Here is a 14740-nt window from a genome sequence, read left to right on the forward strand (position 1 = left end):
CCTGGCCGAACAATAGGCTGGAGCCCCACCCCGAATGCATCGGGGTGGAACAGGCTCCGGCGGCGGCCAGGCAGCGCCTACCCGCTTTTTGAACCGGTCCTTTCTTGAAAGGTATTCCAGGCATGATCGATACCCCGGACGAACCGGTTCCGACAGGCGAGCTGGTGCTCAGCCTGCGCGGCATTTCGAAGAATTTCGGCGCCGTCTCGGCGCTCACCGACATCGATCTCGATGTCCATGCCGGCGAGGTGGTGGCGCTGGTTGGCGACAACGGCGCCGGCAAGTCGACGCTGGTCAAGATCCTGGCCGGCGTGCATCAGCCAAGCTCGGGCACCATCAGCTATCTCGGCAGGCAGGTGACGCTGGCCGACCCGAGTGCGGCGCTCACGCTCGGCATCGCCACCGTGTTCCAGGACCTGGCGCTGTGCGAGAACCTCGACATCGTCGCCAACATCTTCCTCGGCCGCGAGCTCAACCCGCTGCGGCTGGACGAGGTGGCGATGGAAGTGCGCGCCTGGACGCTGCTCAATGAGCTGTCGGCGCGCATCCCCAGTGTGCGCGAAGTCGTTGCGTCGCTGTCGGGCGGCCAGCGCCAGACGGTGGCGATCGCCCGCTCGCTGCTGCTCGAACCCAAGCTCATCCTGCTCGACGAGCCGACGGCGGCGCTTGGTGTCGCACAGACTGCCGAAGTGCTCAACCTGATCGAGCGGGTGCGCGACCGCGGCCTCGGCGTCGTCATCATCAGCCACAACATGGAAGACGTGCGCGCGGTCGCCGACCGCATCGTGGTGCTGCGGCTTGGCCGCAACAACGGCATCTTCACCCCCGACGCCTCGAACCAGGAGCTGGTCAGCGCCATCACCGGCGCGTCGAACAATTCGGTGTCGCGACGGGCCGAACGCCGGCAAGCCCGACAGGATCATACCCAGGAGCCACGCCCATGAGCCGTCAAGTGGAACAGGCAGCTCCGCCGCAGCTCGACCGCGCCGACGTGCGCGTCAAGCACGAGGCGGGCTTGAGCGGCAGCATCCGCGCCTTCGTCGACCGCGTGCGCTCGGGCGATCTCGGCTCGCTGCCGGTCATCGTCGGGCTGGTCATCATCTGGACGGTGTTCGCCAGCATCAATCCGATCTTCCTGTCGAGCAGCAACCTGGTCAATCTGCTGTTCGATTCCTCCACAGTCGGAGTCATCGCGCTCGGCATCGTCTGCGTTTTGATGGTCGGCGAGATCGACCTGTCGGTCGGCTCGATCAGCGGCTTTGCCTCGGCGCTGGTTGGCACGCTTTGGGTCAACCAGGGCTGGCCGGTGGCGCTCGCCATCCTCGCCGCGGTCGCCGTCGGCGGCTTCATCGGCGCGCTTTACGCGCTGCTGTTCAACCGGCTCGGCATGCCGAGCTTCGTCTCGACGCTCGCAGGACTGCTCGCGGTGCTCGGCCTGCAGCTCTACATCCTTGGCTCCACCGGCTCGATCAACCTGCCTTACGGCTCGAACCTGGTTAATTTCGGCCAGCTTCTGGTGATGCCGAAATTCGTGTCGTTCGGGCTGGCGGCGGTGCCTGGCATCGTCATGCTGATCACCGGCCTGCGCACCGTTGCGCGCCGGCGCGCCGCCAACCTGTCGGCACCCTCGACCGGCGGCATCGTCACGCGGGCGGTGGCGATCACGATCGTGCTCGAACTCATCGTCTTCTATCTCAACCAGGCGCGCGGCATTCCGTGGATGTTCGGCCTGTTCGTCGGCCTGGTCATTGCCATGCACTACGCGCTGACGCGGACGAAATGGGGCCGCTCGATGTCAGCGGTCGGCGGCAACCGCGAGGCGGCGCGGCGCGCCGGCATCAATGTGCGGCTGATCTATTCCAGCGCCTTCGTGCTGTGCTCGATGCTGGCCGCTTTCGGCGGCGTGCTGTCGGCGGCCCGGCTTGCGTCGGCCAGCCAGCAGGCCGGCACCGGCGACGTCAATCTCAACGCCATCGCGGCGGCCGTCATCGGCGGCACCAGCCTGTTCGGCGGCCGCGGCAGCGCCTATTCGGCACTGCTCGGCATCATCGTCATCCAGTCGATCGCCAGCGGCTTGACGCTGCTCGATCTGTCCTCGTCGCTTCGGTACATGATCACAGGCGCCGTGCTTGCCATAGCAGTCATCGTCGACTCGCTGGCCCGCCGTTCGCGTGTTTCCCATGGCCGGGCCTGAACCCATCAACAGGAAGAGAGATATGACTCAACTGTCCGGAAAAGTTGCGGCCGTCACCGGGGCGGCGTCGGGGATCGGCCTCGAATGCGCAAGATACATGCTGGCGGCGGGCGCCAGCGTCGTGCTGGTCGACCGCGCCGAGGCGACGCTGAACAGCCTGTGCGCCGAACTCGGCCCCAAGGCGATCCCGCTGGTGATCGACCTGATGCAGCCATCAAGCGTCGCCACCATGATGCCGCAGATCCTGGAAAAGGCCGGGCAGCTCGACATCTTCCATGCTAATGCCGGCGCCTATGTGGGCGGCGAGGTGCTGACCGGCGATCCCGACACCTGGGACCGCATGCTGAACCTCAACATCAACGCCGTGTTCCGCTCCATCCACGCGGTGCTGCCGCATATGGTCGAGCGCAAGACCGGCGACATCATCGTCACCAGTTCGATCGCCGGGCTGGTTCCGGTGGTCTGGGAGCCGATCTACACGGCCTCAAAGCATGCCGTGCAGGCCTTCGTCCACACGGTGCGCCGGCAGGTTGCCAAGCACGGCCTGCGCGTCGGCGCGGTGGCACCTGGCCCGGTGGTGACCGCGCTGGTCGACGACTGGCCGAAAGCCAAGCTCGAGGAAGAGCTCGCCGCCGGCGGCCTGATGCAGCCGCGCGAGGTCGCCGAGGCAGTGATGTTCATGCTGACCCGGCCGCGCAACGTGACGATCCGGGATCTGGTGATCCTGCCGCAGAGCAATGATCTTTAAGGGAGTAGGGGAATAGGGGAGTACGGGAGTAGGGCACTAGGGCACTAGGGCAGTATGCTGTCGTGCGATCCAAAGTCCGGGCTCAAATCTAGTCGCCATTCGTCTGCTGCCTATTCCCCTACTGCCCTACTCCCTTACTCCCCCGCTACCCTAACCGAAAGGTTTCCCCCCATGCCCCATTATCTCGGCATCGACGTCGGCACCGGCAGCGCGCGGGCAGGGGTGTTCGACCAGGCGGGAAACCTGCTTGCCTCGGCCAAGCAGGACATCGAGGTCTGGCGCGAGGCCGGCGACATCGTCGAGCAGTCGAGCAACGACATCTGGCGGGCGGTCTGCATTGCCACCCGCGCCGCTGTCGCTGAGGCCGGCATAGCGCCCGAGGCGATCGCCGGCATCGGTTTCGACGCCACATGTTCGCTGGTGGTGCTGGGTGAGGGCGGCGTGCCGTTGCCGGTGGGCCCGTCCAACAATCCCGAACGCAACATCATCGTCTGGATGGATCACCGCGCGATCGAGCAGACGCGCCGCATCAACCGCAGCGGCGCTGCGGTGCTGAGCTATGTCGGCGGCGTCATCTCGCCTGAGATGGAGACACCGAAACTTCTGTGGCTTGCGGAAAACATGCCCGCCACCTTCAACGCCGCCTGGCAGTTCCTGGACCTCGCCGATTTCCTGACCTGGCGGGCGACTGGCAGCCTTGCCCGCTCGGTCTGCACGGTGACCTGCAAATGGACTTATCTGGCGCATGAGAGCCGCTGGGATGAGACATATTTCCGCAACGTCGGCCTCGGCGCGCTGGCCGACGAGGCGTTTGCGCGCATCGGCACCGAGATCGTGCCGGCGGGAGCATCGCTGGGCGGCGGACTGATCGGGCAGGCGGCGGCCGACCTTGGCCTCGCCCCCGGCACCGCGGTGGCGGCCGGGCTGATCGATGCGCATGCCGGCGGTGTCGGCACGGTCGGGGCGCGCGGCGATTTCGGCAGTGTCCTGTCGCGCATGGCCTATGTCTTCGGCACCTCGGCCTGCACCCTGTCGTCGACCGCCAAACCGGCCTTCGTCGACGGCGTCTGGGGTCCGTATTTCTCGGCCATGGTGCCGGGGCTGTGGCTGAACGAGGGTGGTCAATCGGCGGCAGGTGCGGCCATCGACCATCTTGTGCGCATGCACCCGGCGGCCGGCGAAGCCGCGGCCAGGGCGCAGGCCGAAGGGCTCAGCCTCAGCGCCTGGCTGTCGCTGCAGGCGCAAGGCCGTGGGGGTGCCGCAGCAATGCCGGCGCTGGTCGGCGAGATCCATGTCGTGCCGGAATTCCTCGGCAACCGCGCACCTTTCGCCGACCCAGATGCGCGCGCGCTGATTGCCGGGCTCGATCTCGACACCGGCCACGACAGCCTGGTCGGGCTGTATGTCGCCGGCGTCTGCGGGCTGGGCTACGGCGCGCGCCAGATCGTGCGAGCCGAGCATGAGAAGGGCATTCCTGTCGACACCATCGTCGTCAGCGGCGGCGCCGGGCAAAGCCCGCTGGTGCGCCAGCTGCTGGCCGACACGACAGGCATGGTGGTGGTGGCGTCGACCTCGCCGGAGCCGGTGCTGCTAGGCTCGGCGATGTTGGGCGCCGTCGCCGCAGGAGCATACAAGGACCTGGTGACGGCCATGGCGGGCATGTCGGAACTCGGCGAGGTCTATCATCCCAACGCTTCGCTGTCCGGCTGGCACGCCAAGCGTTTCGCGGCGTTCGAGCTGTTGCAGCAAGCCGGCAAGGCGATCAGAGGCTGAAGCAGGCAGCCACAAGGATGGCGTTGAACGGCAGAGGAACACACGTACGCTTAGCTGTGTGTCGTCGTCTCATTGAACAGACTGGATGAGCCATAGGAGAGCCAGAAGGTTGGCGAGCGACATGCCGGCCGGGCCGAAGGTTTTCATCCGATCATCGATCGTGGCGCCTATGATAGCATCCCCAGCCTGCACAAGGATCATTATCCAGGCGACGGCTTCAAGCCATTCCGTCGAACCCGTAAAAAACGGCACGGCGCTTGCGACCACCAAGGCCACGCTGCGTGCACAACCGTAGAAAGCTATTGTCCGGGCGTTGCCGGTTTCGTTCATGGCCGCAGCCAAGGAGAAACCGAGACTGACGACCGCGCTGAGAGCTGTGACTGACGCGCAAACGATGAAGGCTGTGAACATCGCATTCCATGGCTTGTGGCCGCTATACCTTACTCGAATAGCCAGGGCCTGAAATCAAGTCACTCTTTTGCTGCTACCAGTTACAACTCGCGGTCATATGCAGGGCACGATTGGCTTCGGCTGCCCTCAGAGCTCCTTCTGCGCCAATTCCCTGAATTCGTCGGGTACGGAGCGTGCGGCCTCCAGCGCCACCGTGCCGTAGCCGACCGCCTGCTTGCCAAAGCGCTCGCGGATCTTGTCGATGGCGCGGTCGGCACCGAAGCGTGCCAGGCCTTTTCGGGTGCCCGGACGGCGCTTCTCATCGGCGAGGCCGAGCGGCAGTTCGAGTTGCAACTCGGCACTTTCCTCGAGATGCGAGACCGAGATCGCCAGCAGCGAGATCGTCTTCTCGTGCGGGTGGTCGTCGAGCAAGCCGCGCACCAGGTCGCCGGCGATCTCGGCCAGCATCGTGGTCGCCGCAATCGGCTGGTCAAGCGTGATCGAGCGCGTGACAGCGCTGAGATCGGCAAAGCGCACGCGCACTGTCACCGTGCGGCCGGGCCTTGCCTTGGCGCGCAGCCGGCTGGCGACGCGGTCGGCCAGGTGCAGCAAAGTGGGCACGATGATCCGCGCCACGGCAGGCTTTTGCCCAAGTGCCGATTGCGCGCCGGCCGAGTGCGCCCGGCGCTTCGCCTCCAGTTTGCGCGGGTCGCGGTTCCATGACAGCGCCGACAGCTTTTCGCCGGCGGCGGGACCGAGCAGCCGCGCCAGCGCGCCGCTGTGTGTCCTGGCCAACTGGCCGATGGTCTCGATGCCGATTTCGGCCAGCCGCGCCTTCGTCGCCGGGCCGACGCCCCACATCAGCCCGACCGGCAGGTCGTGCAGGAAGGCGATCTCGGTGCCGGGTTCGACCACCACCAGCCCGTCGGGCTTGGCGACCTGCGAGGCGATCTTGGCCAGATGCTTGGTGCGCGCCACGCCGATCGAGATCGGTAGGCCGAGCTCGGCCCGGACGCGGCGGCGGATGGTCGTGGCGATCTCTAGCGGGGACCCGAACAGGTGTGTGCAGCCGGCGACATCGGCAAAGGCCTCGTCGATGGAGATGCGCTCGACCACGGGCGTGAAGTCGTCGAGCACCTTGATCGCGGCGTCGCCCAGGCGCTGGTAGTCGCTGAAATTGCCGCCGACGAAGATCAGATGCGGGCAGAGCTCGCGCGCCTTGCGTCCCGGCATGCCGCCGCGCACGCCAAAGGCGCGGGCTTCATAGGAGGCTGCGAGCACCACGCCGCCGCCGACCGCGATCGGCTTGCCGCGCAGCGACGGATCGAGCAGCTGCTCGACCGAAGCATAGAAGGCGTCGAGATCGGCATGCAGGATGGTGGCTGTCGTTTCCATCCCGACCGCACATCCGCAGTTGCTGATAGATTGGAACATATAGAGAACAAAGCGCGCACGACTGTCAAGCTGAATGTCGACGTCCGGTGCCATCAGCCGCGTTCTTCAGCACAAATTGCACAGGTGACGTCGGATCGCGGTTTTCAACAACGTCTTAAAGACAGGCAACGAGACCGTCAGCATACGCCAGAGGCGGAAGGAGGACGACATGACCGACCACATCATCGCGCCTTACACGGATTGGTTTGAAGCGCACAAAGCGCATCTCGGGAAAGAAAAGGCGTTTACGCGCCAGCGTCAACAACTCGCGGCGGACCGACGGGCACTGCCATGGCTTCGGATCGACAAGCCCTACGAGTTCGACACGACCCAGGGAAGGAAATCGCTGGCCGATCTCTTCAAGAACCGCAGCCAGCTGATCATTTATCACTTCATGTTTCCGCCCAATGCAGACTATCGGTGCACCGGCTGTTCATTCCTTTGCGACCACATCGACGCCGCCAACCAGCATCTGATGCATCACGACGTCTCCCTGGCCGTCTGCTCGCGTGCTCCTCTCGCCGAGCTACAGGACTTCAAGGCGCGGATGAATTGGCAGTTTGATTGGGTGTCGTCATTCGGAAGTGATTTCAATTTCGACTTCCAGGTATCGTTCACCGAGGACCAGATCAACTCGGGCAAGGTGCTATTCAATTTTGAGGAGGTCGCGATTACAGGCAGAGATCGCGGTGGCTCGACCGTTTTCTACAAAGATGAGGATGGGAAGATCTATTGCACTTTCCAGGTGCGGGGCCGTGGCGGTGAGAACCTGATCGGGACATATAGCTATCTCGACCTCACTCCCGTCGGTCGCAATGAAAATGGGCCGTCACATACTTTGGGCGACTGGGTCCGTCTTCACGATGAGTATGAGGGCCGATGATTATCCATTTGTCGCCGCGCGGCTGAGCAACGCCCTGCCTTGGCGTGGGCCTCCGGGCGTCTCCACAGCTTCGGCGATCAAGTGCTCGCCAGATGCTCGGCCCACAACGCCACCGTCATCTGGTCCAGAGCGGCTTTGCCGCCGGCCGCCAGATTATCGGCGTTCCGGGCGAGCTTGTCGTCGGCCTTGCGGTGCTTGCTGCCCCAGGCGCCGAGCGTCGCCAGCACCGGCAGCAGGTCGATGCCGGCCTCTGTCAGCCTGTAGACCGTTTTCAGGCCGTGGGTCGGGTCGTCGCTGCGGTTGAGGATGCCTTCTTCCTGGAGCGTCTGCAGCCGCTCGGCCAGCGTGCGCGAGGAGATGCCTTCGTCGGACTGCAGGAATTCCCGAAAATGCTTTTTCCCGGCGAAGATCAGGTCGCGGATGATGAGCAGCGTCCAGCGGTCGCCGAGCAGTTCGAGCGACAGGTTGATCGGGCAGCCGGACTTTCCCTTGGTCGACATGTCTATGGTTCCATTTTTAAATCAATTTACTATTGACATCATTCTCCGCCGTGCGTCAAATGGTTCCAGAAGTAAAGCATTCGTCAGTGTGGGACAAACCGGAGAATGACCATGAAAAAACTGATCCTGCAGATGCAGATGTCGGTCGACGGCTTTGTCGGCGCCGACGAGGATCATCACTGGCAGCTCTGGGAATGGGGCGACGACAGCGCCTGGGACGGCGAGCTGAAGCGGGACTTCAACGCCGTCTTCGCCGGCGTCGACACCATCCTGCTCAGCCGCAAGATGGCCGAGGAGGGTTACCTGACCCATTGGGGCAATGCGGCGAAGAAATTTCCGCACGATCCGTTCTATGCCTTTGCGCAACGCGTCGTCGAAGCACGAAAGGTGGTGCTGAGCGACAGGCTCAAAGCCTCGCGGTGGGAGCGCACAACGGTGGCGAGCGGCGACCTGCCGCGCGAGGTCAAGGCGCTGAAGGCGGGCGAGGGCGGCGATATGGCCGTCTTCGGCGGCGCCGGTTTCGCCTCCTCACTCATCGCGGCAGGGCTGGTCGACGAGTTCCAGTTGTTCGTCAACCCGGCGGTGCTGGGCGCGGGACGGCGGATCTTCGACCAGGGCGGTTTCGAGACCCTGCGGCTGCTCGGCTCGAAAGCCTATGCCTGCGGGATGGTGGTCAACCGCTACGCGCCAGTGGCATGATCCGAGGCATGGCGGAGGCATCTCGCCGATAAAAATGTTTGGGCGGAATCCTTTGCCTGCGTCTCTTCGTCTTCAACGTGCGGTCGCCAGCAGGGCGGGCGCATCAATCCTGAACGGAGAGACAAGACCATGATCCTGGTGACAGGCGCCACGGGCCTGAACGGCAAGGCGATCGTGCGCGAGTTCGCACGGCAGAAGCATGAGGTGAGGGCGCTGGTGCGGGACCCGGCCCGTGCCTCGGCGGCGGGGCTCGACGACCTTGCCGGGATACAACTGGTCGAGGGCGATATGCGCCGGCCTGAAACGCTGGGCGCTGCACTCGACGGCATCGACCGCGTGCTGATGATTTCGACCGCCGCCGAGGACATGACGGAAACGCAGTGCCGCTTCATCGACACCTGCAAGCAGGCCGGTATCGCCCATGTGGTGAAGTTTTCTGGCGCGGAATCCAACATCGGCTATGACGCGACGAAATTCCGCTTCACGCGGATGCATGAGGAGATCGAGCGCTATCTGGAAGGGGCAGGCTTGGCGTGGACGCATCTGCGCCCCAGCCAGTTCATGCAGGTCTATCTGCGCGACGCGCCAACCATTGCCGCCGAGGGCGTTTTCCGCCTCGCACTCGGCGACACCGAGTTGTCGCCGGTCGATGTCGAAGACATCGCCAAGGTTGCCTTTCGGCTGCTGCGCGATGGCGGCCATGCGGGCGAGAGCCTCGACATGACCGGGCCCGAGGCGCTGACGATGTGCGATGTCGCGGCGCGGATATCGCAAGCGATTGGCAAGTCGGTTCGCTATGTCAATGTGAGCCCTGAAGTGCGGCGCCGCAATCTGGTGGCCGGCGGCATTCCAACCGACTTCGCGGATGCGCTGGACGAGCAACTGGCCGAGCGGCTGCGGCGGCCGAAATCGCGGGTGCATCTGGCGACGCACGAGATGTTCGGCGTGCGGGCAACGCCGTTCGTCGAATTCGCCCGGCGTCATGCCGCAATGTTTGGCGGCGAGCACTAGCCGCGCGCGAAAAAAATTACGCGGCCACGTATCCTTTCCGACCGCCCGTTCGTCCTAGGCTTCGAAGGTCGCGCGGCCCGCGATCCGCAACCCCGGGAGACCATAATGGCGAGCATACAGAGCGAGGCAAACAGAAACCACTACGCGGCGCTGGCTGCCAATGCCGGCAAACTGACGAGCCCGCAAGCGATCATCGACTACAACGACACGCATTGGACGGCGCTGACCGGCGAACCCGGCGGCGTCGACTATATCGAGGTCGATGCCGGTGGCGTGCCGGCGATGTGGATCGTGCCGAAGGGCGCGGACGAGCAGCGGGTGCTGTTCTACGCGCATGGCGGCGGCTTCATCGGCGGCTCGATCTACACGCACCGCAAGCTGGTCGGGCATCTGGCCAAGGTCGTCGGCTGCCGGGCGTTGCTCTACGGCTATCCGCTGGCGCATCAGGCGAAGCATCCGGCCCAGCTCAATACGGCGATGACCGCCTGGAACTGGCTCACCGACCGCACCCGGCAAGGCTTCGATACCAGGCACATCGCGCTTGCCGGCGATTCCTGCGGCGCGGTGCTGACCTATGGCGTGCTGCAGTGCCTTCGTGCGGAAGGCCGGCCGCTGCCTGCCGCGACGCTGATCATCTCCGGCTGGTTCGACATGGCGCTGACCGGTGCCAGCTATGAGACCAACCGCGACAAGGACCCGGCTTTCGCCAAGGCTGCAGTCGACTGGCTGGTGACGAACTTCATCGACGATGGCGACCGGCTCGATCCGCTGGTCAGTGCGCTCTATGCCGACCTCAGCGGTTTTCCGCCTGTCTTCCTGCAAGCCGGCGCGGATGAGACGCTGGTCGACGAAAGCCGCATGTTCGCCGAGCGCGCCAGGATGGCCGGCCTCGAGACGCGGCTCGACGTCTTTGACGGCATGCTGCATTCCTTCCAGATGATGGCCGGCAAGGCGCCGGAAGCCGACGACGCCATCGGCCGCCTCGCCACCTGGGTGCGGCCGAGACTGGGCTTGCCAGCTACCAGCGACAAAGCTGCCGGCGACAGAGCGGCTTGAGCATGCGCCGGCTGGTCGTATCGAGCTTCGTGCTTGTGGACGTGCAGCACTTGCGCAATGGTGTGGTGACGCTGACCGATATGCCGCAATGAACCAGCAGATCCGCAAACCCGTCGAACCGGCACAAGGGATGCAGCCGCGGCTTGATTCCGAAGGCCTGTTCGACCAGCGCTACAAAGAGTTCCTTGAGACGGTTTCGCATCTGCGGGTCAAGCTGCACCGGTACTGCGCGCGCATGACCGGTTCGGCCCTCGATGGCGAGGACATCATGCAGGAGGCGCTGTTCGAGGCCTATCGCAAGATCGAACGGCTCGATGATGCGCAGGCGCTGCGGCCCTGGCTGTTCCGTATCGCCCACAACCGCTGCATCGACTTCATCAGGAGCCGCCGCGCCCGGCAGCGAGCCGAGGCCGGCTATGCGGGCGACGAGATCGTGCTGCCTGTCGAGCCGGCCGGTCCCGGCGCCGGCCGTGCCATCGAGCGGCTGGTCGTGCATCTGCCGCCGAAGGAACGCGCCTGCGTGCTGCTCAAGGATGTCTTCGACCATTCGCTGGAGGAGATCGCCGATCTGGTCGGCTCGACATCGGGCGGTGTCAAGTCGGCGCTCAACCGCGGCCGCGCCAAGCTCGCCGTCTTGCCGGCGCAGCCGATCGCGGCACCGCTACACGATGCCGAACTGGCGCGGCTGCTCGACTACTATGTCGAATTGTTCAACAAACGAGACTGGGACGGGGTGCGGGCGCTGACCAGCGCCGATGCCCGGCTGCGCGTTTCGGACTGCTACAATGGCTTGCTCTCCAGCTCGCCCTACTTCGCCGAATTTGAGCGCAGCGAGCTGCCCTGGCGCATACGGCCAGGCGCCTTCGAAGGGGAAAACGTGCTGGTCGTCGACAGGCTGCATGGCGTGGTCTGGCGGCTGGCGTATCTGGTACGGATCCATGCCGACGGCGGCGTGATCGATCATATCAGCGACTACTATGCGTGTCCCTGGATCCTGGATATGGCATCCGCCGACGCCGGATGAAGTCGGCCTCACTTGGCGTCGTGAAAAATAATGCCGACCGTGTGGCGCATGCCTGAGCGCAGGCGGCTGACGCCGTGGCGCAAGTTGACGCGGTAGTTGCCCTTGGTTCCCTGCACCGGCCGGTTGTGGACGGCGAATGCCACCGCGTCGCCCTGGCGCAAGGGCACCACTTCGACACGGCTCTGCATGCGCGGCCGCTGTTCGGTCAGCGCGAACTCGCCGCCGGTGAAATCTTCGCCCGGTTCGGAAAGCAGGATCGCCACCTGCAGCGGGAAGGCGAGGTCGCCATAGAGGTCCTGGTGCAGGCAGTTGAAGTCGCCGGGTACATACTGCAGCAACAACGGCGTCGGCCGGGTCTGGCCGGCGGCATGGCACTGTTCGAGAAACTCGGCATGCGTCGCTGGATAGCGCATGGCTTGCCCCATGCGCTCGTTCCATTGATTGGCGACGCCGGCCAGCCTGGGATAGAGCGCACTGCGCAAGCCGCCCAGGAGGTCGGGCAAGGGATAGCGGAAATAGCGGTACTCGCCCTTGCCGAAGCCGTGCCTGGCCATGTGGATGTGGCTGCGGAAGTGCTGTTCATGGGAATAGAGGCCGGCGATCCGCCGGCACTCTTCGGGCGAGAGCAGCTTTTCGATCACCGCGCAGCCGAAGCCGTCGAGCTCGGCGGCAAAGGCTGGCCAGTCGTACGCGGCGACGCGCGTCTCAGCGGCTTCGACCACGGAAGCGGCAACCTTGGCATGGGCGTTCATAGCGTTGCCTCCTTGTCGAGCAAAACGCGCTTGCGCTCGATGCCCCAGCGGTATCCGGACAGCGTGCCGTCGGTGCGGACGACGCGGTGGCAGGGAATGCCGATCGCGATCGCGTTGGCTGCGCAGGCCGTGGCCACGGCGCGGGCACCGTTCGGCTGGCCAAGGCGGCGGGCAAGGGCGGTGTAGGTGACGGTGGCGCCGCACGGGATGGTGCGCAGCACGTCCCACACCCGCTGCTGGAACGGTGTGCCTTGGCGCATGTCGAGCGGCAGGTCGAGACCGGCCCCGGGTGTTTCGACGAAGCGCGCTATCGCCGCGAGATCGTCGCGCAAGGCGGTCTCGTCTTCGACCAGCATCTTACCGGGGAAGCGATTGCCAAGGTCCTGCTCCAGCGCGTCGGTGTTCGAGCCGATCAGGATGGCGCAGACGCCGAGATCGCTGCGCGCCGCCAGGATCTTGCCGAGCGCGGACTGGCCGATGGTATAGGTGATGGTGTCGAGGGTAGCGGCAGTGTTGCGTGCTATCGCTGTCTGTACTGCCGTTCGGGTTTGCATGAGGTTCATTGCCTTCACTCCTTTGTCTTGTGCATGAACCCTAGTCGCGTGCCGGCCGTGTCTCACTCCGATGCTTGCTTTCAAATTCAAATCGCGAGCGCAAAAGTATGTGCTCTACGGCGCCCCCCTCTGTCCTGCCGGACATCTCCCCCACAGGTGGGGAGATCGGCAGCTCTGGCGCCGGCTCCCTTCCTGCAACGCTGGAGATTGGCGAAGGTCGTGGTGACAGCCGATCTCCCCCCTCGTGGGGGAGATGTCCGGCAGGACAGAGGGGGGCGCCGTAGAGCGCTGATATTGAAACCATTCCCATTTTGTCATGCGACGCGGGTGACGGACATTTCACCGAGCAGGAACACTTCGCCGGTCAGGAGCCGCAGCTCGATATCGCCGGTCGCAGTCAGGTTCCACTCGGCTTTGCCGTTATCGACCATCTGACCAACGGCGGTCATCACCAGTGATTTCGCGTCTTGGGTGCGTAGGCTGGCGGCAGCGACTTTGCGGGTCTTCGTATCGGTGGTGGGAGACCTTGCCATCGCGCGCATTGTTGCCAGGTCCTCCCGCCGTCAGGCCCGCGAAGACCGATGATCTGCTGGTCTCGCCCCGCCCGATGCGCCGGACGCCGCCTCCCGGTCGAGCAGCGCGCGCTTGCGCTCCGCACCCCAGGCGTAGCCGGACAGCGCGCCGTCTTTCCTGATCACGCGGTGGCAGGGAATGGCGACGGCAAGACTGTTGGCCGCACAGGCGGCGGCGATGGCGCGGGCCGCCCTTGGCGCCGCGATGCGCTCCGCGATCACGGCATAGGAAACCGTGTGGCCGACCGGGATGTCCTGCAAGGCCTGCCAGACGCGCTGCTGGAACGCGGTGCCGCGCACATCGAGCGGCAGGTCGAGGCCGAGTGCTGGCGCTTCGACGAAACCGACGACGCGGGCGACCAGAGCCTCGTAGCCGCGGTCGCCGCCGATCAGCCGCGCCTTGGGGAAACGGTCCTGAAGGTCGCGCACCAGCATGTCCGGATCGTCGCCGAGCAGGATCGAGGCGACGCCCTTTTTGCTCGATGCGACCAGGATGGCGCCGAGCGAGGATTCGCCGACGGCAAAGTGGATCTCTTCATGCGTGCCGCCGGCGCGGTAGCGCGTTGGTGTCATGCCGAGCATGCCGGTGGATTTCTCGTAGAAACGTCCGCTCGAATTGAAGCCGGCATCATAGATCGCCGCTGTCACGCTGGCGCCGTCCTCCAGACCCTGGCGGATGCGGGCGGCGCGCTGCGCGGCGGCATAGTCCTTCGGCGTCAGCCCGGTGACGGCCCTGAAGACGCGGTGGAAATAGCCGGCACTGCGCCCGGCGGCGGCCGCCAGTTCGGCGAGCGACGGTTCTTCCTCGCTCCGTTCGATCCTGCGGCAGGCATCGGCGACCATCGCGGCGTTGCCGGCCTCCAGCGACGGGCCGTCCGGATTGCAGCGCCGGCACGGACGAAAGCCGGTCGCCTTCGCCTGATCCAGCGTGTCGTACAATTGCACGTTCTTCGGGTTGGCGCGCCGTGACGGGCAGGAGGGCCGGCAATAGACGCCGGTCGTCGCCACCGAATACCAGAATTCTCCGTCGGCCGATTTGTCACGCGAAACGATGCGCGCCCAGCGCGGATCGTCGGCAACCGGCAGCGGCGTGGATTTCAGATTCTTGGCCAGGGTGATGAACATGCCCGGCATTGAAGCCGCCAAAAGC

General features: G+C 65.1%; 16 protein-coding genes. 9 read left to right on the top strand and 7 right to left on the bottom strand.

Annotated elements, in window-relative coordinates; all coding sequences use genetic code 11:
* Positions 1-122 precede the first annotated feature (122 nt).
* From AC1DZP_RS08885 to AC1DZP_RS08900, 4 genes are all read left to right on the top strand, one after another.
* Positions 123-944: an ATP-binding cassette domain-containing protein gene (locus tag AC1DZP_RS08885; RefSeq protein ID WP_457151764.1), complete on the top strand. Its 822-nt coding sequence runs from the start codon at positions 123-125 to the stop codon at positions 942-944.
* On the top strand, positions 941-2194 hold the full coding sequence (locus AC1DZP_RS08890; RefSeq protein WP_457151763.1) for a sugar ABC transporter permease: 1254 nt from the start codon (positions 941-943) through the stop codon (positions 2192-2194). Before AC1DZP_RS08885 ends, AC1DZP_RS08890 begins: the two co-directional genes overlap by 4 nt.
* 22 nt (positions 2195-2216) lie before the next feature.
* Complete coding sequence (locus AC1DZP_RS08895) at positions 2217-2942, top strand: SDR family oxidoreductase (RefSeq protein WP_457151762.1); 726 nt, start codon at positions 2217-2219, stop codon at positions 2940-2942.
* 171 nt (positions 2943-3113) lie between these two features.
* On the top strand, positions 3114-4715 hold the full coding sequence (locus AC1DZP_RS08900; protein ID WP_457151761.1) for an FGGY-family carbohydrate kinase: 1602 nt from the start codon (positions 3114-3116) through the stop codon (positions 4713-4715).
* Between the two features lie 69 nt (positions 4716-4784).
* Here the strand turns inward: AC1DZP_RS08900 and AC1DZP_RS08905 are convergent, their stop codons facing one another.
* Both AC1DZP_RS08905 and dinB read right to left on the bottom strand, forming a co-directional pair.
* Complete coding sequence (locus AC1DZP_RS08905) at positions 4785-5126, bottom strand: hypothetical protein (RefSeq protein ID WP_477301664.1); 342 nt, start codon at positions 5124-5126, stop codon at positions 4785-4787.
* Positions 5127-5252: 126 nt separating this feature from the next.
* Positions 5253-6500, bottom strand: a complete 1248-nt coding sequence (gene dinB / locus AC1DZP_RS08910) for a DNA polymerase IV (protein WP_457151759.1) — start codon at positions 6498-6500, stop codon at positions 5253-5255.
* A gap of 208 nt (positions 6501-6708) precedes the next feature.
* On the opposite strand from dinB, the gene AC1DZP_RS08915 reads away from it, so the two are divergent.
* Positions 6709-7422 (top strand): DUF899 domain-containing protein, encoded by a 714-nt coding sequence (locus AC1DZP_RS08915; RefSeq protein ID WP_477301667.1) that lies wholly within the window; start codon positions 6709-6711, stop codon positions 7420-7422.
* 77 nt (positions 7423-7499) lie between these two features.
* On the opposite strand, the gene AC1DZP_RS08920 is transcribed toward AC1DZP_RS08915, so the two are convergent.
* Entirely contained in the window at positions 7500-7922 is a 423-nt protein-coding gene (locus tag AC1DZP_RS08920; protein WP_457152600.1) for a winged helix-turn-helix transcriptional regulator, read from the bottom strand.
* A 111-nt stretch (positions 7923-8033) separates the two neighbouring features.
* On the opposite strand from AC1DZP_RS08920, the gene AC1DZP_RS08925 reads away from it, so the two are divergent.
* From AC1DZP_RS08925 to AC1DZP_RS08940, 4 genes are all read left to right on the top strand, one after another.
* Positions 8034-8621 (top strand): dihydrofolate reductase family protein, encoded by a 588-nt coding sequence (locus AC1DZP_RS08925; protein ID WP_457152601.1) that lies wholly within the window; start codon positions 8034-8036, stop codon positions 8619-8621.
* A gap of 129 nt (positions 8622-8750) precedes the next feature.
* A complete protein-coding gene (locus tag AC1DZP_RS08930; RefSeq protein WP_457152602.1) occupies positions 8751-9632 on the top strand; it encodes an SDR family oxidoreductase in 882 nt (293 codons plus the stop codon).
* A gap of 105 nt (positions 9633-9737) precedes the next feature.
* Positions 9738-10688: an alpha/beta hydrolase gene (locus tag AC1DZP_RS08935; protein ID WP_477301670.1), complete on the top strand. Its 951-nt coding sequence runs from the start codon at positions 9738-9740 to the stop codon at positions 10686-10688.
* A gap of 88 nt (positions 10689-10776) precedes the next feature.
* On the top strand, positions 10777-11712 hold the full coding sequence (locus AC1DZP_RS08940) for a sigma-70 family RNA polymerase sigma factor (protein WP_477301672.1): 936 nt from the start codon (positions 10777-10779) through the stop codon (positions 11710-11712).
* A gap of 8 nt (positions 11713-11720) precedes the next feature.
* Here AC1DZP_RS08940 and AC1DZP_RS08945 read toward each other — a convergent pair whose 3' ends face one another.
* The 4 genes from AC1DZP_RS08945 to ada form a co-directional block, all read right to left on the bottom strand.
* Entirely contained in the window at positions 11721-12464 is a 744-nt protein-coding gene (locus AC1DZP_RS08945; protein ID WP_477301674.1) for a 2OG-Fe(II) oxygenase, read from the bottom strand.
* Entirely contained in the window at positions 12461-13027 is a 567-nt protein-coding gene (locus AC1DZP_RS08950; RefSeq protein ID WP_477301676.1) for a methylated-DNA--[protein]-cysteine S-methyltransferase, read from the bottom strand. The genes AC1DZP_RS08945 and AC1DZP_RS08950 overlap by 4 nt, the downstream gene beginning before the upstream one ends.
* 305 nt (positions 13028-13332) lie before the next feature.
* Positions 13333-13560, bottom strand: a complete 228-nt coding sequence (locus AC1DZP_RS08955; protein ID WP_477301678.1) for a hypothetical protein — start codon at positions 13558-13560, stop codon at positions 13333-13335.
* 21 nt (positions 13561-13581) lie between these two features.
* Positions 13582-14715: a bifunctional DNA-binding transcriptional regulator/O6-methylguanine-DNA methyltransferase Ada gene (gene ada / locus AC1DZP_RS08960; protein WP_477302199.1), complete on the bottom strand. Its 1134-nt coding sequence runs from the start codon at positions 14713-14715 to the stop codon at positions 13582-13584.
* Positions 14716-14740 lie beyond the last annotated feature (25 nt).

The organism is Mesorhizobium sp. P2_F8 (assembly GCF_056403655.1).